22 protein-coding genes are annotated in these 26047 nt (G+C 66.8%); 13 read left to right on the forward strand and 9 right to left on the reverse strand.

The annotated features are described in order from the left end of the window. The first annotated feature begins 75 nt into the window (after window positions 1-75). Window positions 76-453: a response regulator gene (locus tag D9601_RS01650; protein WP_198352196.1), complete on the forward strand. Its 378-nt coding sequence runs from the start codon at window positions 76-78 to the stop codon at window positions 451-453. Window positions 454-479: 26 nt separating this feature from the next. Here the strand turns inward: D9601_RS01650 and D9601_RS01655 are convergent, their stop codons facing one another. From D9601_RS01655 to D9601_RS01665, 3 genes are all read right to left on the reverse strand, one after another. After that, window positions 480-1433: an aldo/keto reductase gene (locus D9601_RS01655; protein WP_198352197.1), complete on the reverse strand. Its 954-nt coding sequence runs from the start codon at window positions 1431-1433 to the stop codon at window positions 480-482. Beyond that, window positions 1430-1627 carry a hypothetical protein gene (locus D9601_RS01660; protein ID WP_198352198.1) on the reverse strand — a complete coding sequence of 66 codons (198 nt, stop codon included), beginning with the start codon at window positions 1625-1627 and terminating at the stop codon, window positions 1430-1432. Before D9601_RS01660 ends, D9601_RS01655 begins: the two co-directional genes overlap by 4 nt. A 112-nt stretch (window positions 1628-1739) precedes the next feature. After that, window positions 1740-2090, reverse strand: coding sequence for a hypothetical protein (locus D9601_RS01665; protein ID WP_198352199.1), 351 nt, complete (start codon window positions 2088-2090; stop codon window positions 1740-1742). A 132-nt stretch (window positions 2091-2222) separates the two neighbouring features. Between D9601_RS01665 and D9601_RS01670 the strand changes: the two genes are divergently transcribed. The 4 genes from D9601_RS01670 to metH all read left to right on the forward strand — a co-directional run bounded on the left by D9601_RS01670 (window position 2223) and on the right by metH (window position 8026). Next, window positions 2223-3176 (forward strand): ArsR/SmtB family transcription factor, encoded by a 954-nt coding sequence (locus D9601_RS01670; protein WP_198352200.1) that lies wholly within the window; start codon window positions 2223-2225, stop codon window positions 3174-3176. Then, complete coding sequence (gene metF / locus D9601_RS01675; protein WP_198352201.1) at window positions 3173-4114, forward strand: methylenetetrahydrofolate reductase [NAD(P)H]; 942 nt, start codon at window positions 3173-3175, stop codon at window positions 4112-4114. The genes D9601_RS01670 and metF overlap by 4 nt, the downstream gene beginning before the upstream one ends. 109 nt (window positions 4115-4223) lie before the next feature. Beyond that, window positions 4224-5270 (forward strand): homocysteine S-methyltransferase family protein, encoded by a 1047-nt coding sequence (locus D9601_RS01680; protein ID WP_198352202.1) that lies wholly within the window; start codon window positions 4224-4226, stop codon window positions 5268-5270. Window positions 5271-5425: 155 nt separating this feature from the next. Then, the gene (metH, locus tag D9601_RS01685) at window positions 5426-8026 is read left to right on the forward strand and encodes a methionine synthase (protein ID WP_198352203.1); all 2601 of its coding nucleotides are present in this window, start codon (window positions 5426-5428) and stop codon (window positions 8024-8026) included. 36 nt (window positions 8027-8062) lie between these two features. On the opposite strand, the gene D9601_RS01690 is transcribed toward metH, so the two are convergent. Next, window positions 8063-9268, reverse strand: a complete 1206-nt coding sequence (locus tag D9601_RS01690) for a cation:proton antiporter (RefSeq protein WP_198352204.1) — start codon at window positions 9266-9268, stop codon at window positions 8063-8065. Window positions 9269-9470: 202 nt separating this feature from the next. Here D9601_RS01690 and D9601_RS01695 point away from each other — a divergent pair, with 202 nt between their 5' ends. After that, on the forward strand, window positions 9471-10406 hold the full coding sequence (locus D9601_RS01695) for a right-handed parallel beta-helix repeat-containing protein (protein WP_198352205.1): 936 nt from the start codon (window positions 9471-9473) through the stop codon (window positions 10404-10406). 40 nt (window positions 10407-10446) lie between these two features. On the opposite strand, the gene D9601_RS01700 is transcribed toward D9601_RS01695, so the two are convergent. Together D9601_RS01700 and D9601_RS01705 are read right to left on the reverse strand one after the other, a co-directional pair. Continuing rightward, entirely contained in the window at window positions 10447-10848 is a 402-nt protein-coding gene (locus tag D9601_RS01700) for a hypothetical protein (protein ID WP_198352206.1), read from the reverse strand. A 255-nt stretch (window positions 10849-11103) separates the two neighbouring features. Next, window positions 11104-12798 carry an alkaline phosphatase family protein gene (locus D9601_RS01705; protein ID WP_198352207.1) on the reverse strand — a complete coding sequence of 565 codons (1695 nt, stop codon included), beginning with the start codon at window positions 12796-12798 and terminating at the stop codon, window positions 11104-11106. Between the two features lie 67 nt (window positions 12799-12865). Between D9601_RS01705 and D9601_RS01710 the strand changes: the two genes are divergently transcribed. From D9601_RS01710 to D9601_RS01730, 5 genes are all read left to right on the forward strand, one after another. After that, complete coding sequence (locus D9601_RS01710; protein WP_198352208.1) at window positions 12866-14890, forward strand: protein-disulfide reductase DsbD family protein; 2025 nt, start codon at window positions 12866-12868, stop codon at window positions 14888-14890. A gap of 99 nt (window positions 14891-14989) precedes the next feature. Next, entirely contained in the window at window positions 14990-16483 is a 1494-nt protein-coding gene (locus D9601_RS01715; protein ID WP_198352209.1) for a circularly permuted type 2 ATP-grasp protein, read from the forward strand. Next, complete coding sequence (locus D9601_RS01720) at window positions 16483-17418, forward strand: alpha-E domain-containing protein (RefSeq protein ID WP_198353333.1); 936 nt, start codon at window positions 16483-16485, stop codon at window positions 17416-17418. The genes D9601_RS01715 and D9601_RS01720 overlap by 1 nt, the downstream gene beginning before the upstream one ends. Beyond that, a complete protein-coding gene (locus tag D9601_RS01725) occupies window positions 17418-18215 on the forward strand; it encodes a transglutaminase family protein (protein WP_198352210.1) in 798 nt (265 codons plus the stop codon). The genes D9601_RS01720 and D9601_RS01725 overlap by 1 nt, the downstream gene beginning before the upstream one ends. 64 nt (window positions 18216-18279) lie before the next feature. Beyond that, window positions 18280-19245: a cell wall hydrolase gene (locus D9601_RS01730; protein ID WP_332837875.1), complete on the forward strand. Its 966-nt coding sequence runs from the start codon at window positions 18280-18282 to the stop codon at window positions 19243-19245. Window positions 19246-19251: 6 nt separating this feature from the next. On the opposite strand, the gene D9601_RS01735 is transcribed toward D9601_RS01730, so the two are convergent. Continuing rightward, complete coding sequence (locus D9601_RS01735; RefSeq protein WP_198352211.1) at window positions 19252-20022, reverse strand: arginyltransferase; 771 nt, start codon at window positions 20020-20022, stop codon at window positions 19252-19254. A gap of 229 nt (window positions 20023-20251) precedes the next feature. On the opposite strand from D9601_RS01735, the gene D9601_RS01740 reads away from it, so the two are divergent. Further along, window positions 20252-20512: a hypothetical protein gene (locus tag D9601_RS01740; RefSeq protein WP_198352212.1), complete on the forward strand. Its 261-nt coding sequence runs from the start codon at window positions 20252-20254 to the stop codon at window positions 20510-20512. A gap of 144 nt (window positions 20513-20656) precedes the next feature. On the opposite strand, the gene D9601_RS01745 is transcribed toward D9601_RS01740, so the two are convergent. Beyond that, window positions 20657-21898, reverse strand: a complete 1242-nt coding sequence (locus D9601_RS01745; RefSeq protein ID WP_198352213.1) for a threonine ammonia-lyase — start codon at window positions 21896-21898, stop codon at window positions 20657-20659. A gap of 84 nt (window positions 21899-21982) precedes the next feature. Then, window positions 21983-24844, reverse strand: a complete 2862-nt coding sequence (locus tag D9601_RS01750; protein WP_332837876.1) for a TonB-dependent receptor — start codon at window positions 24842-24844, stop codon at window positions 21983-21985. A 2-nt stretch (window positions 24845-24846) separates the two neighbouring features. Between D9601_RS01750 and D9601_RS01755 the strand changes: the two genes are divergently transcribed. Continuing rightward, window positions 24847-26022 (forward strand): ferritin-like domain-containing protein, encoded by a 1176-nt coding sequence (locus D9601_RS01755; protein WP_198352215.1) that lies wholly within the window; start codon window positions 24847-24849, stop codon window positions 26020-26022. Window positions 26023-26047: the final 25 nt, after the last annotated feature.

Here is a 26047-nt window from a genome sequence, read left to right on the forward strand (position 1 = left end):
CAGAGTAGGTTACGCAAAGAGTAAGATGCGAACCGCCAAGCGTATCATTGCGGTATTCGGCCGAGGAATGCCAAGATGCATGAATTCAATCGGCAGGTTAATACGTTCACGGCGGTGCTGGTGGTCGAGGATCATCCCCTCGTCCTGATGACAGCGGTTGCGATGATCGAGGAGGCGGGTCTCGTCGCCTTCGCTGCCCGAGACGCCGACGAGGCGTTGGCGATCCTGTCATCCGAACCGGACATCGGCGCGATGCTGACCGACCTCGACATGCCCGGCAGCATGGACGGCCTCGCCTTGGTGCTGACGGTGCAGCAGCGCTGGCCGCACATTCGCACATTGATCACCAGCGGCGGGCGCGCTCCCGACGAGCCGGCGCTGGCGCCGACGGTCGCCTTCTACCAGAAGCCGTACAATCCGAGGCTGGTGATCGACGCCTTGCGCGCCGCCTAGCCGTCGCCCTTCTGCAGAGAAGGGGCTCAGGCTCCCGCGGCGTCGAGACGGCCGATCTGATCCTTGCTGAGTTCCAGCGTCATCGCGGGCAGCAGGTCGTGCAGCTGTTCGACTGACGTCGCGCTGGCGATCGGCGCGGTGATCCCTTCCTGCGCGATCAGCCACGCAAGGGCGATCTGGGCAAGACTCGCGCCCGTCTCGCCTGCGATCTCGTCCATCGCGGCGAGCACGGCCGCGCCCTTCCCCTCGAGCAGGTCGCCCATGCGGTTGCCGCGCACGCTCTTCGACAGGTCGTCGCGGCTGCGGTACTTGCCCGTCAGGAAGCCGGACGCGAGCCCGTAATAGGGCAGCACGCCGATATTCTCGGCGATGCAATAATCCTCCAACTCGCCTTCGTATTTATGGCGGCTGACGAGGTTATATTCGGGCTGCAGCACATGGTAACGCGGCAGACCCGCCGCCTTGGCCGCGTCGTTCGCCGATTTGAGCCGGGCGGCGTGGAAGTTGGATGCGCCAATGACACGCACCTTGCCGGCGTCGATCAACTTGGCGAAGGCATCCAGTACCGCCTCCTGCGGCACGCTGTCGTCGTCCTGGTGCGCATAATAGAGATCGATACGATCGGTGCCGAGCCGCTGCAGCGATGCCTCGGCCGCGGCGGCGATGCGGGCCGGCGCCAGCTTCTCGCCGCCCTCGCCGGGCAGCATGCCGACCTTGGTCGCGATCAGCACCTGGTCGCGCTTGCCGCTCGCCTTCAGCCATTCGCCGATCATGGTTTCGGATTCGCCGCCGCGATGGCCGTCGACCCAGGCGGAATAGACGTCCGCGGTGTCGATCATCGTGCCGCCGCCATCGACGAAGGCGTCGAGTACCGCAAAGCTGGCGGCGCGATCCGCGGTCCAGCCGAAGACGTTGCCGCCGAGAACGAGCGGAGCGATGCGCAGATCGGTGGAGCCGAGGCGGCGAAGGGGAGCGGTCATGACGGGTCGGTTCCGTTGCTGGTGGAGTCGAGGGCGTTGAGGTCAACGCTGTTGGCGTCGAGCATCTCCGCCGCCTCGTTCAATTGTCGCGATTCATCGGCGGTGACTGCGCCTGGCTGGTCATCCGCAGGGCGCGAGCAGCCGGCCGGAACGACGGCAGCCAACGCAGCCACAAACGGGAAGATGCGCGTCATGACAGCCCCTTCGTGACGATGCCCGGCCCCGGATTAGCGAGGTATCGACCGGCCGAGCAAGGCCGGCCACTGCCGCCAGTCCGATCCATGGCGACTGGCGGCGGCGAGGCGCTTAGTCCTTCAGCGCGCGGCCGGCTTTTTCGAGCGCATTGCCGGTGGCATCGGCGGCACGGTCCGCACCATTGCTGATCGCGCGGCCGGCGCGGTCCGCGGCATTCTCGATCTTGTCGCCGGTGCGGTCGGCGGCATTGTCGATACGGTCGCCGGCGCGATCCATCTTGCGCTCGGCCGAACCGAAGGCATCGTTGGTCGCTGCCGATACGTCGTCGGCGGCATTGTCGGCGGTGGCGCGCGTGTCGGCGGCGATGGCATTGCCGGCGTCGGCGGTCTTGTCCTGCGCGTTCTGGCTGCATGCGGCGAGTGCCAGCGCGGGGACCGCGGCGAGGACGAGGATGCGCTTCATGATCTGTTCTCCCTTGTGATTGGCCTGCGTCGTCTACCGGGACATTGATCCAGGTATGACGGGGTGCAACGCGACGATCCCGTTTCGGCTCCGCGTTGACCACATATAAAGATTTCTTTATATGTTGATCCCGTGAGCCATGCCCTCGACATATTCCGCGCCCTTGCCGATGCGACGCGGTTGCGCATCTTCTCGCTGTTGCGCACGATGGAGCTGTCCGTCGGCGAACTGGCGCAGGTGCTGGGGCAAAGCCAGCCGCGCGTGTCGCGCCACGTGAAGATCCTGTGCGACGCCGGTCTCGCGGAGCGGCGCAAGGAAGGCAGCTGGGTGTTCGTTGCACTCGGCAAGCAGGTCGCGACCGCACCCGTTGCCGCCGCGCTGGACCAATGGCACGCCAGCGCGCCGGACCATTGGGCGGTCGCCGACGCGGCGCGGCTCGCCGCGGTGCGTGCCGATCGGGCGGCGAGCGCAGCGCAATGGTTCGAAGGTCATGCCGACGAATGGGATGCGATCCGCTCCCTCTATATTGCCGAGGAGCAGGTGGAGGCGGCGATGGCGGCCTTGATCGGACCGGCACCGATCGGTCAACTGATCGACATCGGTACCGGCACCGGCCGCATGCTGGAATTGTTCGCCGGGCAGGCGGAGCTGGCCTTGGGCATCGATCGGTCGTCGGAGATGTTGCGGCTAGCACGCGCCAAGCTGCACGACCGGACCAACACCGAATTGCGCCAGGCGGACCTGTATGCGCTGCCGCTCGGTGACGGGGCCGCGGATGTCGCGATCCTGCACCACGTGCTGCATTTCGCGCAGCAGCCGGGCGCGGCGATCGCCGAGGCAGCGCGCGTATTGGGGCCGGGCGGGCGGCTGCTGATCGCCGATTTCGCGCCGCATGATCGCGAGGAATTGCGCACCCGCGATGCCCACACGCGGCTCGGTTTCGGGGATCAGCAGATCGCCGGCTGGTTCGCCAAGGCGGGGCTCGCATTGGCCGAAACACGGACGCTGGAGGGCGGGGAATTGACGGTGACCTTGTGGCTGGGCGCGCGCCCCGGTGCACGATTGCGTGAGGTGAAAGCGGCATGACAATTTCGGTGAACCAGCTCGAAGAGGCGCAGATCGCACTGAAGGCGCCGCTCTATGCCGACGTTGCGGGCGACCTCGACGTCTCCTTTGAATTCTTCCCGCCCAAGACGGAGAAGATGGACGCGCAATTGTGGGAGGCGATCCGCACGCTCGAACCGTTGGGGCCGAGCTTCGTGTCGGTGACCTACGGCGCCGGCGGATCGACGCGGGAACGCACGCACGCAACGGTGGCGCGCATCCAGCGCGAGACGTCGCTGGCGGCGGCGGCGCATCTCACCTGTGTCGAGGCGACGCGCGAGGAGATCGATCAGGTCGCGCAGGAATATTGGGCGGCGGGCGTGCGCCACATCGTCGCGCTGCGCGGCGATCCGCCGGCGGCCGGCGCGCGCTTCCAAAGCCATCCGGGCGGCTATGAGAATGCGGCGGCCTTGGTTGCCGGGCTCAAGCGGCTGCACCCGTTCGAGATTTCGGTCGCGGCCTATCCGGAAAGCCATCCGGATTCGGTCAATCCGGCTGCCGATCTGGACAACCTCAAGCGCAAGATCGACGCCGGCGCGGCGCGGGCGATCACCCAATTCTTCTTCGAGCCGGAAACCTTCTTCCGCTTTCGCGACGCGGTGGCGGCGGCGGGAATCACCGCAGAGATCGTGCCGGGGATCATGCCGGTGACCAATTTCGCGAGCGTGCAGCGGATGAGCGCGATGTGCGGCACCGCCGTGCCCGCGTGGATGGCGCGTTTGTTCGAGGGGCTCGACGACCATCCCGGATCACGCCAGCTGGTGGCGGCGACGCTAGCCGCGGAACTGAGCCGCAAGCTCTATGCCGGCGGGGTCAAGTCGCTGCACTTCTACACGCTCAACCGGGCTGAATTGGCGTTTGCGATCTGCCACCTGCTGGGCGTGCGGGCGAAGGACCGCACTGTCGAGGCGGCGGCGTAGACCCCCCTCCCGCTTGCGGGAGGGGATGGGGGAGGGCCTGTCCTCCACCGCGCCGCTCGCGACTTCCCTCCCCCGACCCCTCCCGCAAGCGGGAGGGGAGGAGATGACCATGACCACACGCGACATCTTCCTTGCCGAAGCGGCCAAGCGCATCCTGATCACCGACGGCGCGTTCGGCACCGAGATCCAGAACTGGAAGCTTTCCGAAGCAGACTATGCCGGATCGCTGGGCCTCACCCACGACCAAAAGGGCAATAACGATATCCTCGCGCTGACCAAGCCCGAGGTGCCGGCGTCGATCCACCGCGCCTATTTCGAGGCGGGGGCGGACATTGCCGAAACCAACACCTTCTCGGCGAACAGCATCAGCCAGGCCGATTACGGGGCCGAACATCTCGTCCGTGAGATCAACTACGAGAGCGCCAAGATGGCGCGGGCGATGGCCGATGAATTCGCCGCTCGCGATGGCCGGCCGCGCTTCGTCGCCGGCGCGATCGGACCGACCAACAAGACGCTGTCGCTTTCGCCCGACGTCAACGATCCGGGCTATCGCGAGATCGACTTCGACTATCTGAAAGGCGTCTATCGCGAGCAGACCGATGCGCTGCTCGATGGCGGCGCCGACTTCATCCTGATCGAGACGGTGTTCGACACGCTAAATGCCAAGGCGGGGATCATGGCGGCGCTCGATGCGGCGCGCGATCGCGGGCATGACGTGCCGATCATGCTGTCGATGACGCTGACCGACCTGTCGGGGCGCAACTTGTCGGGCCATACCGTCGAGGCATTCTGGCATGCGGTGCGTCATGCCCGGCCGTTGACCATCGGGCTCAACTGCTCGTTCGGGGCTGAACAGCTCCGCCCACACGTCAAGACCCTCTCTGAGATCTGTGACACGCTGATCATGGTCTATCCCAATGCCGGCCTGCCCAACGAGTTGGGCGCCTATGACGAGGCGCCGGCGACGACCGCGGGGCTGGTCTACGAATGGGCCGGGGCAGGCCAGGTCAACGTGCTCGGCGGCTGCTGCGGATCGACGCCGGCGCATATCGCCGCGATCGCCGAGCGGGTGCGCGGGGTGCCGCCGCGCGCGATCCCGACGCCGCCGGTGCGGACGCGGCTCGCCGGGCTGGAGCCGTTCACGATGGCGGCATAGCGTTTATCCTCCCCGCTTGCGGGGAGGGGGACCATGCGCAGCATGGTGGAGGGGGTTCTCCACGAAGGTAATCGCTGGTGGAGAGCCCCCTCCACCCCTCGGCTTTGCCGAGCGGTCCCCCTCCCCGCGAGCGGGGAGGATATGAAGAAGAATCGATGACCAGCACTTCCTCCACCCAGTTCGTCAACATCGGCGAACGCACCAACGTCACCGGATCGGCGGCGTTCAAGAAGATGATCATGGCGGGCGACTATGCCCGCGCGGTCGAGGTCGCGCGCCAGCAGGTGGAGAATGGCGCGCAGGTCGTCGACGTCAACATGGACGAAGGCCTGCTCGACGCGCATTATGCGATGACCACCTTCCTCAAGCTGATCGCCGCCGAGCCCGACATCGCGCGCGTGCCGATCATGATCGACAGCTCCAAGTGGAGCGTGATCGAGGCGGGGCTGAAGTGCGTATCGGGCAAGCCGATCGTCAATTCGATCAGCATGAAGGAAGGCGAGGCGCAGTTCCTCGAACAGGCGCGCCTCTGCATGGCCTATGGCGCCGCCGTCGTCGTGATGGCGTTCGACGAGGTCGGCCAGGCGGACACGCAGGCGCGCAAGGTCGAGATCTGCGAGCGCGCGTACAAGCTGCTGACCGGCATCGGTTTCCCGCCCGAGGACATCATCTTCGACCCCAACGTCTTCGCGGTCGCGACCGGGATCGAGGAGCACAACAATTACGGTGTCGACTTCATCGAGGCGTGCAAGGAGATCAAGGCGCGCTGCCCGCACGTCCATATCTCGGGCGGTCTGTCGAACCTGTCGTTCAGCTTCCGCGGCAACGAGCCGGTGCGGCGGGCGATGCACTCGGTGTTCCTCTACCATGCGATCCCCGCGGGCATGGACATGGGCATCGTCAATGCCGGCCAGCTCGACGTCTACGACACGATCGATCCCGAACTGCGGACGGCGTGCGAGGACGTCATCCTCAACCGTGATCCCGAAGCGGGCGACCGGCTGGTCGCGCTCGCCGAGCGCTTCCGCGGCACCGATGCGGTGGCGGAGAAGCAGGCGGCGGAATGGCGCGGCCTCGATGTCGTCAAGCGGCTGGAATATGCGCTGGTCAAGGGCATCGACGCGCATGTCGTCGAGGATACGGAGGAGGCGCGGCAAGAGATTTTCGCGCGCGGCGGGCGGCCGATCGAGGTGATTGAGGGCCCGCTGATGCAGGGCATGAATGTCGTCGGCGACCTGTTCGGCAGCGGCAAGATGTTCCTGCCTCAGGTGGTCAAGTCGGCGCGGGTGATGAAGAAGGCGGTGGCACACCTGCTGCCCTTCATCGAGGCGGAGAAAGCGGCGGGCGCCCGCGCCAAGGGACGGGTCATCATGGCGACCGTCAAGGGCGACGTGCACGACATCGGCAAGAACATCGTCGGCGTCGTGCTCCAGTGCAACGGCTTCGAGGTCGTCGATCTCGGCGTGATGGTGCCCTGGGCGAAGATCATCGAGGCGGCGAACGAAAATGATGCCGATATGATCGGCCTGTCGGGGCTGATCACGCCGTCGCTCGACGAGATGGTGACGGTCGCCGAGGAGATGCAGCGCGCGCAGATGCGCATGCCGCTGCTCATCGGCGGCGCGACCACGTCGAAGGTGCACACCGCGCTGCGCATCGCGCCGGCCTATCAAGGGCCGGTGGTGCATGTGCTCGACGCGAGCCGCGCCGTCGGCGTCGCCACGACTCTGGTGTCGGACACGCAACGCGATCCTTATGTTGCCGATGTCGCCGCCGAATATCAGAAGGTGCGCGATGCGCGTGCGGGCAAGGGGCAGAACGATCTGTTGCCCCTCGCCGAGGCGCGGGCGCGCGGTTTTCAGGCGGACATGATCCTGAAGGCACCGGCGCCGGATCAGCCGGGCGTGCATGTGTTCGACGACTGGAGTCTCGAGGACCTGCGTCACTATATCGACTGGACGCCGTTCTTTCGCGCTTGGGAACTGGCCGGAAACTTCCCGGCGATCCTCGACGATGCGGTAGTCGGGGAAAGCGCGCGGTCGCTCTATGCCGACGCACAGGCGATGCTCAACCGGATCGTTGCAGAGAAGTGGCTGACCGCCAAGGGCGTCGCGGCGCTGTGGCCGTGCCGGCGCGAGGGGGACGACGTGGTGCTGGACACAGGCACGCGCCTGCCGTTCCTCCGCCAGCAGATCGCCAAGCGCGAGGGCCGCGCCAACATGTGCCTCGCCGACTTCATCGACCCGACCGGAGACTGGATTGGCGGCTTCGCGGTCGGGATACACGGCATCGAGCCGCATCTCGCGGCCTTCAAGGCTGGGCACGACGATTACAACGACATCCTGCTGAAGGCGCTGGCAGACCGTCTAGCCGAGGCGTTCGCTGAACGGCTGCACGCGCATGTCCGCACCGATCTATGGGGCTATGCCGCGGGCGAGCAGCTGACCAACGAGGCGCTGATCCGCGAGCAATATCGCGGCATCCGCCCCGCGCCCGGCTATCCGGCTTGCCCGGAGCATAGCCTGAAGCGGACGCTGTTCGACCTGCTCGGTGCCGAGAAGGCGGTCGGCATCGAGCTGACCGAGAGTTTCGCGATGCTGCCGACCGCGGCGGTGAGCGGCTTCTACTTCGGTCATGCCCAGGCGGAATATTTCGGCGTCGCGCGGATCGGCGAGGATCAAGTGGCGGACTATGCCGCGCGCCGCGGGGTGGATGGCGCGCAGGCGACGCGCTGGCTGCGCCCAAATCTGGATTGAGGTGAAAAGCCCCTCCCCTGAGGGGAGGGGGAGTGGCTAGAACCCGCGTTTCGCCATACCGGGGTCGCGGCGCAACATCGGGGCGACCATCGGGATCGTCAGCATCGTGCTGGCCACCGCCATCAACAGCAAGGCGGTGAACGTCTCGTTCGTGATGATCTGCTTATCCAACAGGATGTTGGCGAAGATGATCATGATCAGCGCTTTGGTCTGCAGCAGCCAGCCGATCGTCCGTGCCTCGCCCTTGGGCCATTTCAGGATGCGGCCTGCCAGCGCGAGGCCGCCGAGCTTGCCGCCGACGCTGGCGACGAGCAGCAGCGCCGCGGCGGCGAAGACCGCGAGGCCGCCGACGCCCCATTGCGTCTTGAGGCCGGTCGACAGGAAGAAGACGGGCATGACGGCGAGCAGGACCGTCTGGCGGAAACGGTCCATCCGCGCCTCGCCGAACCAATGCGCGTCGAGCACCGCGCCGGCGAGGAACGCGCCGACCATGAAGTGCAGCCCCGACCAGTCGGCGGCGAAGGCACAGGCGGCGAGCCAGATCAGCCCGACATACCAGCGATCGTTTTCCGGAATGGCGCGTATCAGCCGCCGCACCGCCCAGGTCGCGACGGCAAAGCCGACAAGGAAGCCGACCTGACGCGTCACGCGCTCCCAATCGAGCAGGATCAGCGCAAGCACGCCCCAGATCGCGATGTCGTCGAGACTGGCGTAGCGTAGCACGCGCTGGCCGAGGGGACTGCGCAGGATGCTGAGCTTTTCCAGCAGCAGGACGAGGATCGGCAAGGCGGTGACCGCGCAAGCCATGCCGATGCCGAGCACGACCTGCCATTCGGCGCCTGCCGTTCCGCGCCAGCCGGGAAAGTGCAGCATGACGAGCGCCGCGAGGCTGCCCGCGACCAACGGCATGCCCAGCGCCAGACCCGCGGTGACGCCCGTCTCGCCGCGGCGGCGCCAAGCCTCGGTGACGTCGAGCTCGAGCCCCGCGACCCAGACGAACAGCATCACCGCCCACCAGGCGATGCCGTTCAGCGCCGCCATTGTCGACGGCTGGAAAACGAAGGCGTAATAATCGGGCATCAGCGCGCCGAGCACGCCCGGGCCGAGCAGGATGCCGCCGATGATCTGCACCACGACCAAAGGCGCCCAGTAATCGGTGCGCCCCAACCGCCAGACCAGATACGGCCCGGTGAAGATGATCAGGATCGCGAGGAGGAATACCTCCGTCGGCGACATATGCATCGGTGAACCTCCCCCTTGTGTGCCAGGCGGTTAGCAAAGCCGCCGGCACTCCTGCAATCACCCGCGCACTGTCCCGGCGCGGGACGGCACCGCCCCTCGTTCATGTCCTGCCGTGGTCGCCGCGGCGGTTAACCGCGATTGGCCCTTCCGCCGCGGCGACCGCGCGCGGCATGGCGGGGCGAGCCAGAAGGAACATCGATCCATGCGCGCCGCCCTTCCTGTCATTCTTGCCGCGCTGCTTGCCTCCCCATCCCCCGCGGCGGAGAAGGGCGCCCCCTTCACCGTCGCCGAGACCGGCCAGGGCTTTACCGACCTCCAGGAGGCGGTGTCGTCGATCCGCATGGGCACGGGCACGATCCTGATCGCTCCCGGCGTCTACCGCCAGTGCGCGGTGCAGCAGGGCGGGCGGATCACCTTCAAGGCGGTGCGGCCGGGCACCGCGATCTTCGAGAAGGAAGCGTGCGAGGACAAGGCCGCGCTGGTGCTGCGGGGGCAGGGATCAACGGTCGATGGGCTGGTGTTCCGCGGCTACAGCGTGTCGGACGGCAATGGCGCCGGTATCCGCACCGAGATGGGCGATCTGACCGTCACCAATTCGATGTTCCTCGACAGCCAGGAGGGCATCTTGGGCGGCGAGCCGACGCGGCAGCGGATCGTCATCGACCGGTCGACCTTCTCCGGCCTCGGCCAGTGCGACGAGGCGGTGAACTGCTCGCACGCCATCTACCTGTCCAACCGCGGCAGCGTGACGGTGACGCATTCGCGGTTCGAGGCGGGAACCGGCGGCCATTACGTCAAGCTGCGCGTGCCCAATGCGACGATCACCGACAACAGCTTCGACGACAGTGCCGGGCGCAAGACCAATTACATGATCGACCTGTCGGAGGGCGGCACCGGCACGATCGCGCGCAACGTCTTCGTCCAGGGCCGCAACAAGGAAAATGCGTCGGCGCTGATCGTCATCGCCGCGGAAGCGAAGACGTTTCCGGCGACCGGGCTGGTGATCGCCGACAATGACGCGCGGCTGGCGCCGGGGGCGAGCGGCAGTCCGGCGTTCGTGGCGGACTTCACCCGCCAGCGGCTGGCGATCGGGGCGAACCGGCTGGGGAAGAACATCCGGCCGTTCGAACTGCGCTAGGGCGTGCCAGCCCCTTCGTTGCGGGCAGCGGCCGTGCGGATCACCGTTCCGGCGGGGGCAGCGTGAGCTTGAGCTTGGCACGCGGGGGCGCCGTGGTGCGCGCGGCGGAAGGTTTCGGCGTGGCGGTGGCGATCGGCGTCGGCGCGGCGGTGGGCGGTTCGGCGGCATAGACGCGCTGCTCGACCGCCGTCAGCCGTTGCGCGAGCAATTGGGTGTCGATCGCCTGCCTGCCGTCCTTCAATTCGGACAGTTCCGCCTCCAGCCGATCGACCTGCGCCTGCAGCGATTTGATCCTGACGTCCGTCTCGATCCCGGCGATCGCCTTGCGCTCCTGCGCCTCCGCCGCCTGGCGTTGTCCGTCGTCGGTACGCTCCGGAACGGTGCGCTGCTGGTCGCAGGCGGCGAGAATGGCGAGGGGGAGCAGCAGGAGCGAGCGGTGCATGCCATCGCCTTAAAGTGGGATCGGAGCGGCTTGAAGCATCCTCTTTCGGCCTGCGGCGGGGGAAGATGAGATGAGGTCGGCGCCACGGCACGCCACGTCCCGCCCCGCGAGTCTTGACACAATTGACGCCTGAACGTGTCGGAAAATCGCCCTGTCGCGAACGATCCTTACAACGATGAGAAAGAGCGCATCATGCTGTCGGCACCATGCGCTCCTTTTGCCGTGTAGGACAGCGGGTTTTGGCAAGCCGCTAAGTCACTGCGTGCAGGTGGTCGCCGCCCCCGGATCGAGGTCGAGGCAGCGGCCGTCGAGGCCGTGGACGGGCAGGCGGATCGTCGCGGCGAGCGTCGGGGCGATATCGACCGTTTCGACCGACAGCGGCTGTTCGAAGCCGGTCATGCCCTTGCGCCAGAACAGGATCGGCACCCGGCGGTCATAGTCCCACGGGCTGCCGTGGGTTTCGACATAACCGGGGCCCGGCTTTTCGATCGTCGTCACCCGCGGCTTGAGCAGGACGAGCAGATCGCCCGAGACGTCGGGATTGAACGACGCCCGGGCGCGCTCTGCCAGCGTCCAGGTTTCGGGCGGCGTGGTGGCGAAGGGCGTGGCCGCGATCTGGTCGCGGGTCAGCGCGGCGGCGACCTGCGGCAGCGCGGCGAAACGCCGTTGCGCCTCCGCCAGCACGCGGGCGCGGGTGGCGGCGGGCAGGTCGCGATCGACATAGACGTCGCCTTCGGCGCCCAGCAGCACCGGCCCGGACAGATGCAGGTCGGCGGCGATGGCGGCAGCGATGTGCTTGATCGATGCGTCGGCGGCGACATGCTGTTCCATCGGCATCGCGCGCTGTTGCTGCCGTTCGGTCATGTCGTGCGCGCCATGGTCGGCAGTCAGCATCACCTCATAATCGAGGCCCCAGCTGTCGAGCGTGTCGAAGAAGCTGCCCAAAGTCTGATCGAGCTGGTCCATCTGGATGCACATCTCGGTACCCTGGGTGCCGAGCGAATGGCCGATATAGTCGGTGGCGGAGGCGCCGATGTCGATGATGTCGGTCTGTGGCCCGCGGCCCAGCTTCATGTCCTGGATCAGGCCGGCGGCGATCGCGAACACGGCGGCGTCGCTGGCCGGCGAGGCGCGGAATGCCTTCAGGTCGCCTGCGGCGCGTTCGAACCGCCCCTGGCCATAGGCTGTGCCGGCGACGTTGATCGGCCGGTCGAGCGGCTTGCAGAAACCGGGCAGCGGCAACGCCGGCTGCGGCTGCGCGATCAGCCGGGCGACGGCATCACGGCCGCGCTGCACGGCGGCGGGCACGGGCCGGCCGACATAGCTGACGTAGGTCTTGCCGTCCCACCACCACAGTTCGTCGACCTTGTGGCCGCCCATCATCACCGCGGCGCGATCCTTGCCCGCGACCGAGACGACGCGGGTTGCCGGATTGGCCGCCTTCATCATTTCGCCCAGCGTCGGCACCTTCAGGTGCATATCCGACACGGTATAAGTGTCGTGCGTCATGCCGGGGACGCGCTCGTCCTCCGAACAATAGACGATCTTGTCGGCGCGTGGCGCGCGCTGGTCGATCCAGTTGTTGGCGACGATGCCGGTATGGGCGGGGCGCATGCCGGTGAGGATCGTCGAATGGCCGGGGCAGGTCTCCGTCGCGGCATGGCTCTGGTAACCGGAGGGGAAGACCGCGCCGGTCAGCAGCCGCGCGAAGCCGCCGGTGAAATGATTACGATATTGCTGGAACAGGTCGGCGGAAAATTGGTCGACGGAGATCGCGACGATCAGCTTCGGCGGCGTCGTCGGGAACAGCGGCGTCGTCGGCGTCGGCGCAGCGGGCTGCGCGGCCGCAGCGGGGGCGGTGTCGACCGCGCGCGGCGAGGATTGCTGGGCGGCGAGCGGCGCGGCGACGGCGGCGGACGCGAACAGGGCGGCGGCGAACAGAGCCTTCATCGTAGAACATCAACCTCGTGTTGCGGCGGCTCGTATTGCTACGGCGGTGCGGCTATGGCGTGACCCGATGGGACGGGCAAGAACCGCAATGCGCGCGCTCTGTTGCGCAATCATGACCTTGTTCGCGGCAATCGCCGCGGGGCCGGCGCTGGCCGACGCGCTGCCGCCGGCGGGGGGTGCGCCGCACCTCGCGATGCGCCTGGTCGCCGACACCGCCGCGCCGCGCGCAGGGCAGGTGGTGACGCTGGCGCTCGACACCCGGCCCGAGAAGGGCTGGCACGGATATTGGCGCAACACCGGCGACGCCGGCTTCGCGCCGAGCTTCGACTGGACGCTGCCTCCAGGAGCGCGGGTCGATGCACCGCAATGGCCGGTGCCGACGACGTTGCTCGTCGCCGGACTGATGAATTACGTCTATGAGGGGCCCTACGCACCGCTGGTCGCGCTACACTTCCCGGCAGGACTGGCGCCGGGAACGCATCTGCCGGTGCGGTTGCACACCAGCTATCTGGTCTGCACCGACACGATCTGCGTGCCGGAACAGCAGGACCTGAGCATCGACCTGACGGTCGGCGACGGCGCGCCCGCCGATACCGCGGCGTTCGACCGCTGGCGCGCGGCGATCCCCAAGCCGCTCGACGCCCCCGCCGCCTATCAGGTGCAGGATGGCAAGCTGACCATCGCGGTGCCGCTGCCGGCGAGCGCGAAGCTTGCCGACGCCTATTTCTTCGCCGGCACGCCGGGCAGCCTGACCTATGCCGCGCCGCAGACGGTGACGCGCGAGGGCGACCGGCTGCTGATCGCGACGCAGGGCAGCCCGCGCGGCGCGATCGAGGGTGTTCTGCGCATCGGCAAGGATCTCGGCCTGGCGGTGCGGGCGGCGCCGGGCGCGGTCGCTGCGACCGGATCGGGCGGCGCCGGCTTCGGCTGGGCGGCGGTGCTCGCGGCCTTTGCCGGCGCCGTGCTCGGCGGCCTGATCCTCAACGTTATGCCCTGCGTCTTCCCGATCCTCAGCCTCAAGGCGCTGCACCTCGCCAAGGGCGGGGCGGACGAGCGCGAGGCGCGCAGCGATGCGTTGGGCTACACGCTGGGGGCGGTGCTGACCTGCGTCGCACTGGGGGGGCTGATCCTGGCGCTGCGCGCCGGGGGATCGGCGATCGGCTGGGCGTTCCAGCTGCAGGACCCGCGCGTCATCGTGCTGCTCGTCGCCCTGACCTTCGCGATCGCGCTCAATTTGCTCGGGCGGTTCGAGGTGCCGGCGCCGCGCTTCGCGACCGGTGGCGGTGCGCTGGGCTCGGTGGCGACGGGCGCACTGGCGGCCTTCGTCGCGACGCCGTGCACGGGGCCGTTCATGGGGGCGGCCCTGGGTGCGGCGCTGGTGCTGCCCTGGCCGGCGGCGCTGGCGGTGTTCGGCGGCCTCGGCCTCGGGCTGGCGCTGCCGTTCCTGGCGATCGGGTTCGTGCCGGCGCTCAGGCGGCGGTTGCCGCGACCGGGGATGTGGATGGAGCGGCTGCGCCGGATTCTGGCGGTGCCGATGCTGCTGACCACGCTGGCGCTGCTGTGGTTGTTGTGGCGGCAGGCGGGCTCGCTCGGTCTGGTCGTCGGCGTGGTGACGATGCTGGCGACGGCGGCGCTGCTGATCGCAGGGGGGCGCCGGCAAAGGCGCGGGCAGGGCTTCGGCTGGTCGCTGGCGGTGGGCGCGGTCGGCGCCTCGGTCGTGCTCGCCGCGGCGCTGACCGGAACGGCGATCGTCAAGCCGGCGAGCGCTGATGCCTTCAGCGAGGCGAAGCTGGCGCAGTTGCGGCGTGAGGGGCGGCCGGTGTTCGCCTATTTCACCGCCGACTGGTGCCTGACCTGCAAGGTCAACGAGCGCGCCGCGATCGACACCGCCGCCACCCGTACCGCCTTCGCGCAGCACAAGGTCGCGGTGCTGGTCGGCGACTGGACCGATGGCGACCCGGTGCTCGGCCGGTTCATCCAGGCGCATTACCGTGCCGGCGTGCCGCTCTACCTCTATTATGCGCCGGGCGCCGCGACGCCGCAGGTGCTGCCGCAGGTGCTGACGCCCGGGATGCTCGCCGCGCTGAAATAACGGACCGAATCCGCTCGCCAATTTGCGAACGCCCTCTTGTGCGCCGCACCAAAGCTGTCAGCATGGAACTTGCGACAGGCGGGGGGCTTTACCGTTCCAATGGGGAAACGACCGGCGTTCGACGAAATCATGGGGCTTTCGGGAGAGGCGCCGCCGCGTCCCGCGCTGGCCGCCATAGGACGCTGGCTCGACGCTACGCCCACGGACGAGCTGCGCCGCCGCCAGGCCGCGGCCGAAGCGACCTTCCGCCAGCTCGGCATCACCTTCGCAGTCTATGGTGATGCCGCGGCGCGCGAACGGATCATCCCATTCGACATCGTGCCGCGCGTCTTCCTGCACGATGAATGGACGCGCCTGTCGGAGGGGCTGGTGCAGCGGGTCGAGGCGATCAACGCCTTCCTCGACGACATTTACGGCGAGCGGCGCATCCTGAAAGACGGCGTGCTGCCGCCCGATCTGATCTTCGGCAATCCGCAATTCCGGCCGGAGATCGCGGGGATGCGGCCGCCGCACGGCATCTGGGCGCATATCTGCGGCATCGATCTGGTGCGCACCGGCCCCGACGAATTCTTCGTGCTGGAGGACAATGCCCGCACGCCGTCCGGCGTCAGCTACATGATCGAGAATCGCGAGGCGATGGTGCGGCTGTGCCCGGAACTGTTCCGCCAGTATCGCGTCGCACCGGTCGACAGCTATCCCGACCGGCTGCTCGAAACGATGAAATCGGTCGCGCCGCCGGGCCGTGCCGGCCAGCCGACCTGCGTCGTGCTGACCCCCGGCCACTATAATTCGGCTTATTACGAGCACAGCTTCCTCGCCGATTCGATGGGCATCGAACTGGTCGAGGCGGCCGATCTGGTCGTCGACGACGACATCGTGTGGATGCGCACGATCGCGGGGCTGGTTCGGGTCGACGTCATCTATCGCCGGATCGACGACGATTTCCTCGATCCCCTGATCTTCCGTCCCGATTCGATGCTGGGCGTGCCGGGGCTGATTGCGGCCTATGCCGCCGGCAACGTCGCGATCATCAACGCGCCCGGCAACGGCATCGCCGACGACAAAGCGATCTACAGCTATATGCCGGAGATCGTCCGCTTCTATTCCGGCGGCGAGGCGAAGCTGCCCAATGTCGAGACGTGGCGCTGCCGCGAACCGCAAGCGTTGCGCTACGTGCTCGACCATCTCAACGAATTGGTCGTCAAGCTGGTCGACGGGTCGGGTGGCTATGGCATGCTGGTCGGACCGACCGCCAGCCGCGACGAGATCGAGACCTTTCGCGCGGCGCTGATCGCCGAACCGCACCGCTACATCGCCCAGCCGACGCTGGCGCTGTCGACGGTGCCGACGCTCGCCGACAGCGGCCTGTCGCCGCGCCATGTCGACTTCCGTCCGTTCGTGCTGACCGGGGCCAAGGGTGTGCAGGTGGTGCCGGGCGGGCTCACGCGCGTCGCGTTGAAGGAGGGGTCGCTGGTGGTCAATTCGAGCCAAGGCGGCGGCACCAAGGACAGTTTCGTGCTGCTGCCCGATGCGGGCGGCATGCAGAGCCAGACGCTGGACGGCATGACGCAGCGGCAGGGCGACGGCGCATGATGCTGTCGCGGACCGCCTCGTCGCTTTACTGGCTCGGCCGTTATCTCGAGCGGGCGGACTTTATCGCGCGGCTGATCGAGGCGACGGTGCGGCTCGACGTCATGTCGTCGCGGCCGGCGGGCGAGATCGCCTGGTCGTCGGCGCTGGCGGTGATCGAGGCGGAGGCGGATTTCGCCGCCAGCGGCGCGGAACTGCGCCAGCGCAATGTCGTGCGCTTCCTGACGCTCGACACCAGCCACCCCGGTTCGCTGGTCCGCTGCCTCGACCGGGCACGCGACAATGCCCGCGCGGTCCGCATCGCGCTGAGCCGCGAGGCGTGGACCGCGATCAACCGCGCCTGGCTGGTGTTCGAAAACCGCGCCGGCGTCGGCGACACGCGTGCGACGCTGGCACTGGTCGAGGCGGTGAAGAACGAGACGCGCGGCTTCGAAGGCGCGGTGCACCAGATGCTGCGCAACCAGGCGCATTGGTTCATCCGGCTCGGCCAGGCGATCGAGCGCGCCGACAACACCGCGCGGCTGCTCGACGTCAAATACCATATCCTGCTGCCGGAAGGGGAGCGGGTCGGCGGCGTGGTCGATCGCGATCAGTGGACGACATTGCTGCAGACGGTGTCGGCGGTGACCGCCTATCGCTGGCTCTATTCGGACGGGCTGACCCCGGCGAACGTCATCGATCTGCTGATCGCCAAGGGCGAATTGCCGCGCAGCCTGGTGGCGTCCGCCGAGGTGACGGTCGACATTCTCGGTCTGCTCGCCGAACGGGTCGGCACGCATGGCGAGGCGGACCGGATGGCGCGTGCGCGGGCCAATCGGATGGCACGGACGCGGTCCGGCGACGTCATCCTGGGCGGCCTGCACCAATATCTGCAGGCGTTCATCGCCGAGAACGGCCGCCTGCACGAGGCAATCGGCCGGCAATTCCGGTTCGGCTGATGCGACTGTCGATCGATCATCGCACCGTCTACCGGTTCAGCGCGCCGCAGACGCGGATCGTCCAGATGCTGCGCTTGACGCCGGAGAACAGTCACGATCAGACCGTGGCGCGCTGGCGCATCGACGTCGATTGCGATGCGCGGATGCGTCGCAGCCGGGACGGTTTCGGCAATGCCGTCACCATGCTCTACGCCGACGGACCGATCGATTCGCTGGAGATCGCCGTGCGCGGCGAAGTGTTGACCAGCCATGCCAGCGGCGTGGTGCGCGGGGTCGCCGAAGTGCTGCCGCCGGCGCTGTTCCTGCGTGCGACGGAGACGACGGCGGCGGACGCGGCGCTGGCCGCATTCGCGCGAGAGGCGCTGGGGAGCGACGGCCAGCTTGGCGGCCTGCATCGGTTCAACCGCGCCCTGCATGCGCGGTTCGCGCCCGACTGCGGCCGTCCGCAGCCCGGCCTGACCGCTGCCGCGGCCTTTGCCCGACCCAGCGCGACGACGCGTGATATGGCGCAGATGTTCCTGGCGGGTGCACGCGCGCTCGGCGCGCCGGCGCGCTACGTGTCCGGCTACAGCCTCGCCGACGGCGCACACCGGCCGACGCCCCATGGCTGGGCGGAAGTCCATGTCGATGGGCTTGGCTGGATCGCCTTCGACCCGTCGGCCGGCCGATCGCCGGAGGAGGAAGTGGTGCGGGTGGCGATTGCGCTCGACGCGGCGGGTGCTGCGCCGGTGGCAGGATCGCGGCTGGGCGAGGGCGAAGAGGAATTGGCGGTCGACGTCACCGTGCGCGAGCAATAGCGGCGCGGCCCGCCGCCCTTCACGTTTAACCGCTTCCTAAGCACTTAAGCCCTAGGGCGACCATGTGGGGTCGTCACGCAATTCCTTGTCCGCCCGGCTGTCGCTCGGCATCGTGCTGTTCGCGGCATCGTCGTGTACGCCGGGCGGCCCGCATGGCGCGCATATCAGTCAGACGGTGCCGGCGGCGTCGCCGCGCCAGTTGCTGCGCGACCTTGCGCTCGACGTGCCCGAAGTCGCGGCATTGCCGCGCAGCCTGACCGCGTCGGCGGCCGACGATGCCGCACCGGCCTTCGCCCAAGCCGCACCGGCATTCTTCGCACAGGCGCGCAGCGACGAGGATGCGCGACGCGCGGCCGAATGCCTGACCGCGGCGGTCTATTACGAGGCGCGGTCGGAACCGCTCGACGGCCAGCGCGCGGTGGCGCAGGTGGTGCTCAACCGCGTCCGCGACCGCGCGTTTCCGCACAGCGTCTGCGGCGTCGTCTATCAGGGGTCGCAGCGTCGCACCGGTTGCCAATTCTCCTTCACCTGCGACGGATCGATGGCCTTCCGCCGCGATCCGCTCGCCTGGAGCCGCGCGGCGCAGGTCGCCGCCGCCGCGCTCGCCGGTCAGGTCTATGCGCCGATCGGTTCGGCAACCTTCTACCATGCCAATTACGTGCTGCCCTGGTGGGCCTCCAGCCTGACCCGCATCGGTTCGGTCGGCGCGCATATCTTCTATCGGTGGCGCGGCGCGATGGAACAGGCGCTTAGCTTCCGCGCCAGCTATGTCGGGGTCGAGCCGGGCATTGCTTCGGCGGTGCCGCTGGCCCCGGCACCGGCGAGCGAAATCGCTGCCGTCTATCGCGACGCGACAGACGACAGCGGCGTCACCGTCCACCGTGGCCGCGCCAAGGACCTTGCCGCCGCTGCGCCGGTTGCCAAGATGGTCACCGCAGGCGGCGTCCGCGTCCACTTTGGGCGGCAGGGTCCCGATCGCGAAGTGAGCGCCGACGGCGTCGTCGTCGAGGCGGAGAGCGACCCGATCTGATCGTCGTCAGGCGGCGACCGCGTCGCTGTTCCCGCCGTCCGTGTCGTCCTCCAGCAGCCGCCAGCCGTTCGGCCCGAGCACTTCGATCGGCCGATAGCGCGTCTTATACGCCATCCGCTGCGATCCCTTCACCCAATAGCCGAGATAGACATATGGCAGCCCCGCATCGCGCGCGCGGATGATGTGGTCCATGATGATGAAATTGCCGAGGCCGGGGGGCGCATCCGCGCCGGCGTCGAAGAAGCTGTAGATCATCGACAGGCCGTCCACCTGCCGATCGGTTAGGCAGGCGCCGATCAGTCGCCCGCGCTGCCCATCCTTGGCGGGCAGGCGATATTCGATGACCAGCGACTGGACCGGCGAATGCTCGACCATGTCGGCATAATCATCTTCGTCCATTCCCGCCATGCCGCCACCGGGGTGGCGCGCCGCGAGATAGCGGCGGAGCAGCTGGAATTGCTCGTCGGTCGCCCAGGGGCGACAGGCGGTGACCTCGATGCCGTCGTGGCGCTTGAGCAATTTGCGCTGGGTCGCATTGGGGACAAAGTCGCTGGTGACGACGCGTACCGACAGGCAGGCGGTGCAGCCGGCACATGACGGGCGATAGGCGACGCCCTGCGAGCGACGGAACCCGATCCGGCTTAGCGCATCGTTGAGCTCGGTGGCATGGGGCCCGCTGAGTTCAGTGAACACCTTCCGCTCCTGCCGCCCCGGCAGATAGGGGCAGGGGGCGGGGCTGGTGACGAAGAAGCGCGGGAAACGAAAGGGCGCGGTCACCGCCGGCGGACTCCTGATGGACGAAAGTGACACCCGATGCGCGGCGCCACGTCTATATGAATCACGTAAGCCGCTCTGAGAAGGAGCTTTACCATCATTGTTGGTTAATTTCGCCCAAGCTGATCCTGATCAAAAAATGCGATGAACCGAGTGATGTTTTTGCTGCGTTGCGGAACCATCGGCGCGACATCCTGTTACAATGGGCGAATTGACCATTGGAGTATTCCCTATGACCAAGTTGCTTTCCGGTTCGATGGCCGCCCTCGCTCTCGTCGCGTCGCCGATCGCCGCTGCGCCGGCTTTTGCCGCCCCGGCCAACCCGGCGGCGTCGCTGTCGGTCGCCAAGTCGGTCCGCGTTGGTACGCCGACCAGCGGCAAGAGCAAGCTCGGCGCCGGTGGCGGTGGCATCCTGGCGGCAATCATCGCCGCGGGCGTGGTGGCGATCGGCGTCGTCGCGATCGTGCAGGACGATAACTCCAGCAGCAACTGATCCACGTTACGTGGATGACGAAGGGGCGTCGCGGTCTGACCGCGGCGCCCTTTTTGTTCCTGATGCGACCTATCGCCACGGCGGATTGTCGATCGGCACCGCCGGGCCGGCGGCAGAAACTGCCCGGCCGGGCATGCGGATGACTTATGCCTGCTCGACCATGCTGGTTTCGTAACCGCCGTCCCGCAGCGCCGCGATCAGCCGGTCGAGATGTGCGGCGTCGCGCGTCTCGCATTCGATATCGGTGATCAGGCCCTTTGCCGGCAGCGTCGTGAAGATGCGCTGGTGATAGACTTCGATGATGTTGACCCGCTGCTGGTCGAAGATGCGGGCGACATTGTACAGGGCGCCAGGCTGATCCTGCAGCCGCACGCGCAAACGCGCCAGCCGGCCCGAGCGGGCGAGGTCGCGCAACAACACGTTGGCGAGCAGCCGCGTGTCGATATTGCCGCCGCACAGCACCACGCCGACATGGCGCCCGCGGAACCGGTCGGGGAAGGCGAGCAACGCCGCAAGACCGGCAGCGCCCGCGCCCTCGACCACCGTTTTCTCGATCTGCAGCAGCAGGCTGACCGCTTCCTCCAGATTGCGCTCGCCGACCAGGACGATGTCGTCGACCAGCGCGGCGACCATTTGAGCCGTCAGGCCGCCCGGCTCTTTGACGGCGATGCCCTCGGCCAGCGTATCGCCGGCACAGGGCAGATGTGTGCCGCGGATGCGGTTGTACATCGAGGGATAGAGTTCGGCCTGCACGCCGACCACCTCGACCCGATGCGGCTGGGCGTGCGCGACCGTCGCCATCCCGGAGATCAGGCCGCCGCCGCCGATCGGCGTCAGCAGGGTATCGAGTTGCGGCACGTCCTCGAACATTTCGAGCGCGACGGTACCCTGACCGGCGATCACACGCGGATCGTCGAACGGGTGAACGAAGGTGAAGCCGCGTTCCGCCTCCAGCACGCGGGCGTGGGCATAAGCGGCGTCGAACGTCTCGCCCTCCAGCACGACCGTGGCGCCATGGCTTTCGGTCTGCACCACCTTCACCGTCGGCGTGGTGCGCGGCATCACGATGGTCGAGGGAATGCCCAGCCGGTTGGCGTGATAGGCGACGCCCTGCGCATGGTTGCCGGCCGAGGCGGCGATCACGCCCTTCGCCCGCGCCGCGTCGGAGAGTTGCAGCAGCGTGTTGAGCGCGCCGCGTTCCTTGTAGGCGGCGGTGAACTGCAGATTCTCGAATTTCAGGAAGACCTGCGCCCCCGTCATGCCCGACAGGGTGCGGCTGATCAGCGTCGGCGTCCGGACGATCGAGTCGCGAATACGGGCATGCGCCTCGCGCACGTCGGCGAGCGAGACGGGCAGGGCGGATGCATCGACGCGTTGGGAGGCCATGCCGGACCGCTAGCCGATAAACGCGGCGTGGGGAACCGGCGGAGGATCGGCGGCGCGGCGTGAAAGGCCGCGCCACCCGGTGCGTCAGAAGCGCGACCGCAGCGAGAAGGCATAGTTGCGGGAGAAGTATTTGACGTTGTTCGGCACGTCATAGGTTCCCCAATAGGAGCGGTCGCCGTTGCGGGTCAGGTTGGACGCTTCCAGGCCGATCGTCAGATGTTTGTTGACGTCATAGTTGATCGCCGCGTCGAGCCGCTCGACCGGATCGCGGAACAAGTTGTTATACGGATTGTATTGATCGAGCCGCCATTGGCGCCGCGACTGCCAGTTGTAGGCGACGCGCACGTTCAGGCCGCCGCGCTCGAAAAACCCGACGAGATTGTACACATATTTCGAGACGTCGATGATCGGGCCGTAGATGAAGACGAGGTTGCCGTCCTTGTCCGGTACCGGTGCGGAAGCCTGGCGCGTGACGTTCAACGTGCCGTTGATCGATGTCCCGAACGATTTGAGGACACCGGGCAGGAAGGTGAAGAAGGTCGTGAACTGGCCCTCGATGCCGCGGGCGCGCCCGCGGCCGAGGTTGCGCGGACGGTATACCAGCGTCGGAAGGGTCGGCGATTCGGGCAGGAATTCGGGCTGGTCCTGCCACGCGATCACATTTTTCTTGTTCCACTGCCACACCGCAACCGACACCGATCCCGTCGAGCCGAAATACCATTCGAGCGAGGCGTCGTATTTGGACATCGATTCCGGACGCAGACTGGCGTTGCCGCCGCGGCCGTGGGGATTGGCGGGGTCGCTGAGGTCGATGGCGATCCATGGGTTGATGTCCGTCGCGCGTGGCCGCGCCACTTCATAGGTATAGGCCGCCCGCAGCTGCAGCTTGCGGGTGAGATGCGCGATTGCGTTGAAGCTGGGCAGGATGTCCAGCGCATTGCCCCGCGGCGTATCGAGGATGTCGGTCACCTGTTTGACCTTCACGCCGTCGTCGTTGGTGACAAATTCGGTCGTGCGCCGCAGTGACTGCAGGGCCGTCAGCGAATTGACGATACGGGCGCCGATGATCCCCTCGACCGGCACGAACAGTTTCACGTTATAGTGAAACTGTCCGTAATAGGCGAAGCCGCGCTCGCCGCCGCCGAACCGTTGTGACGGGTCGAAGCTCGGGTAAGGCGCGGCGAGCTCGGGATAGATCGGCGACAATATCGAACGGATCAGCGGAAAGCTCGCGCGGATCGAGTCGCTGTCGCCGATCATCCAATTGGCGTTACTTCCATTCTGGAAGTTGTAGCCGACCGGGACGAGATGGTAGTTCGGCAACGCTGCGATCGGCAGCCGGAGCGACGCGTACCAATTGCTGGCGAAATTGTTGCTGTACGATCGATTGTTGTAGCGGAAGCCGATCTTTAGATAATCAATAAAGCGGAAGAAGGTGTTGAGCTTCAGATCGGCCTTGATCTCGGTTTCCCCGCTGAGCCGGCGTTGCAGCTGCTGCCCGAAATTGTCGATATAGACGTAGTTCTTGGGGTCGAGCGTATCGATGTTCCTGAAATCGACCCTGACGCCGCCGAGCGGGTCGGTGATGTCGTTAAACACGACGTCAACCCGCGGCTGCTGGCTGAAGCGGACGGAATGGTACAGGCTGTCGGCATCGAGGCGCGACATCGCGTAATTGGCCCAGGCGTTCAGCTCGATCCGCTCGCTATTATACTGGACCTGAAACCGGCCGTTATAGCCCTTGGTCGTTTCGAGATAGGATTGGCGGCCGGGGCCCATCGGGTCCAGCCCGTAGAGCGATACGGATTTCACCAGCCGGCCGTCGTCGGCCAGCACGACGTTCGACAAGCTGGGCGGCGCGTTCCTCGATTCCGAATAGGTGATCGGCACCCAGAAGGTGCTGTCGGTCTGCAGGGCCTGGCGATTGCTATAGCCGCCTTCCACGGTGATCGCCCAATGGTCATCCGGCTTCCATTGCGAGGAGATCTGGAACGCCCCGCGCTTCGACCAGCCGTCGGTGCCGGCGAAGCCGACTCGGAAGGGCAGGTAGATGCGCGCCGGGGTTGAGGTCGGCAGGACCGGCTGGCTGATGTTATACTGCTGGTTCGGCACCTCGTTGAACCGCAGGTCTTCGTTATAACCGACCTTATTCCAGGTGCCGTTCACGGAAAAGCCCATGCGGCCGATCGGCGTATCGCCGTTATAGGCGACCAGAGCGCTGTAATAGGGGTTCAGCTTCTTGATCCGGTCCGCGTAATCGAACCGGGTGCTGACCGCGTAGGTCGCGCCCTCGTGGAAGTCGGTCGGCCGCCGCAGCGTCAGGTTGATGACGCCCGTCTGGCTGCCTTCCACCTGATCCGGGGTCCGCGTCTTGTACACTTCGATCCCGGCGACGAGGTCGGACGAGATGTCGTTGAGATTGGTCGTGCGGTCGACCCCGGAGAAGGACGGCGATCCGTTGACGGTGGTCATCACGCCGTCGAGACCGCGGATCAGCACCCTGCCGCCCTCGCCACGGTCGCGATCGATCTGGATGCCAGGAACACGCGCCAATGCTTCCGCAACATTCTTGTCGGGCAATTTGCCAATGTCTTGCGCTAGCACGACATCTACGATCTGCTGCGCCCGTCGCTTGGCACTGCGCGCGCTCTTCACATTCTCCCGCAAGCCGGTGACGACGATATCGCCTTCTAGGCGGCCCGATTCGTTGCGGACGTTCGGAGTTGATTCGGCGGCGCGCTTCTTATTCCTTTTCCTCGCCTTCGATGAGCGCAAGGAGCCATCGGTGGCGTCGCCGCTGGAAGCTTGCTGTTGCGTGGCGGATGTCGCAGGATCAGCAGGACTATTCTGCGCCTGTGCGGCGTTGGTGGCGAGCGAGACTGCCAAAGCCGAAATAGCTGTTCCAGCAAAACGCCTGACGTACGTGGACATATAACCCTCCCCCATGATTGTCCGGTTCGATCGAGCGGCTCCCCGACCCTCGAACTTGTCGTATAATTATTGTTCGATTTGGACTTGTCCAACAAAAAAAGCAGAGCGATAAGCATCGCCGCAGCGCACGAATGATGTCGGGGCCCGGTGTGAAAGATATCGGGGACTCACAACAGGATAGGCGCGCAAGCCAACGGGGGAGAGGATTCGTGCAGGAACGAATGATCGCAAAGGCGATGATCGATGAAGGGGCGCCGGCCGTCGGCGACGGCGGCCTGTCGGGGCGTCGCGCAGCACTGGGCGCGTTGCTCGGGGGGGCGATGCTGGCCGGTCTGGCGGCGAAGGCGCGTGCCGACGTCAGCTCATCGGTGGATACCGTGCCGCTGCAATTCGCCCTGCACTTGCAATATCTGGTGACGAACTATCTGCAATTCGTCATCTACGGCGACAATCGCCAACTGCCGGCCCAATATATCCGCGCCGGAGAAATTTACGGCGATGCCGGAGTCATTGCCGCCAACCTTCAGCAGGTGAAGTTCCCCAATCAGGCCGATCGCGTCTTGCAGAATTGCATCCAGGAAATCGCTGACGAACATTGGTATCAGACGCTGACAATACGCGGCATGTTGCGTGGCGATTCGGTTGCGCAGTCCGAGATCGACTATCGGCCGAGCGCGTTCACGGCGATGCTGCAACTAGCCGGCGCGATCGGACCGGACGAGCAATTCAGTCCCTATGCGTCGCCGACCAACTGTCTGATTGGGGCGGAGATGCTGCTGAGCGTCCAGGCATCGGCCTATGCGTCGATCCTCGCCGACATGACCAACCCGATCGCCATGGCGATGATGAGTTCGATGGCCGCCACGCTGGCAAGCAGCGTCACCAGCGTCCGATCGATGTTGTATGATCTTTCCGCGCAAACGCCCGCCATCCTGACCATGCTCGACAAGCTCGCTGCCTGGCGCGACGCGATCGACGGCACCGCGATCACCGACCGCGGCCTCTCGCCGGCGATGCAGGCTGACGGGCAGATCGCGACTCGCCTGACCGTGACGGATGCCAACGGCCTCTATCTGACGCGGACGCCGCAACAGGTCTTGAACGTGCTGTTCATGACTTCGTCCGCGGCGACCGCCGGGGGATTCTTCCCGAAGGGGATTTCCGGCGGGATCGTGCGCAGTGCGGCGAATTGAACGGGTGACCGAACGACAGGCGATT

Origin of the sequence: Sphingomonas sp. MA1305 (assembly GCF_016107325.1) — a bacterium.
Classification (GTDB): domain Bacteria; phylum Pseudomonadota; class Alphaproteobacteria; order Sphingomonadales; family Sphingomonadaceae; genus Sphingomonas.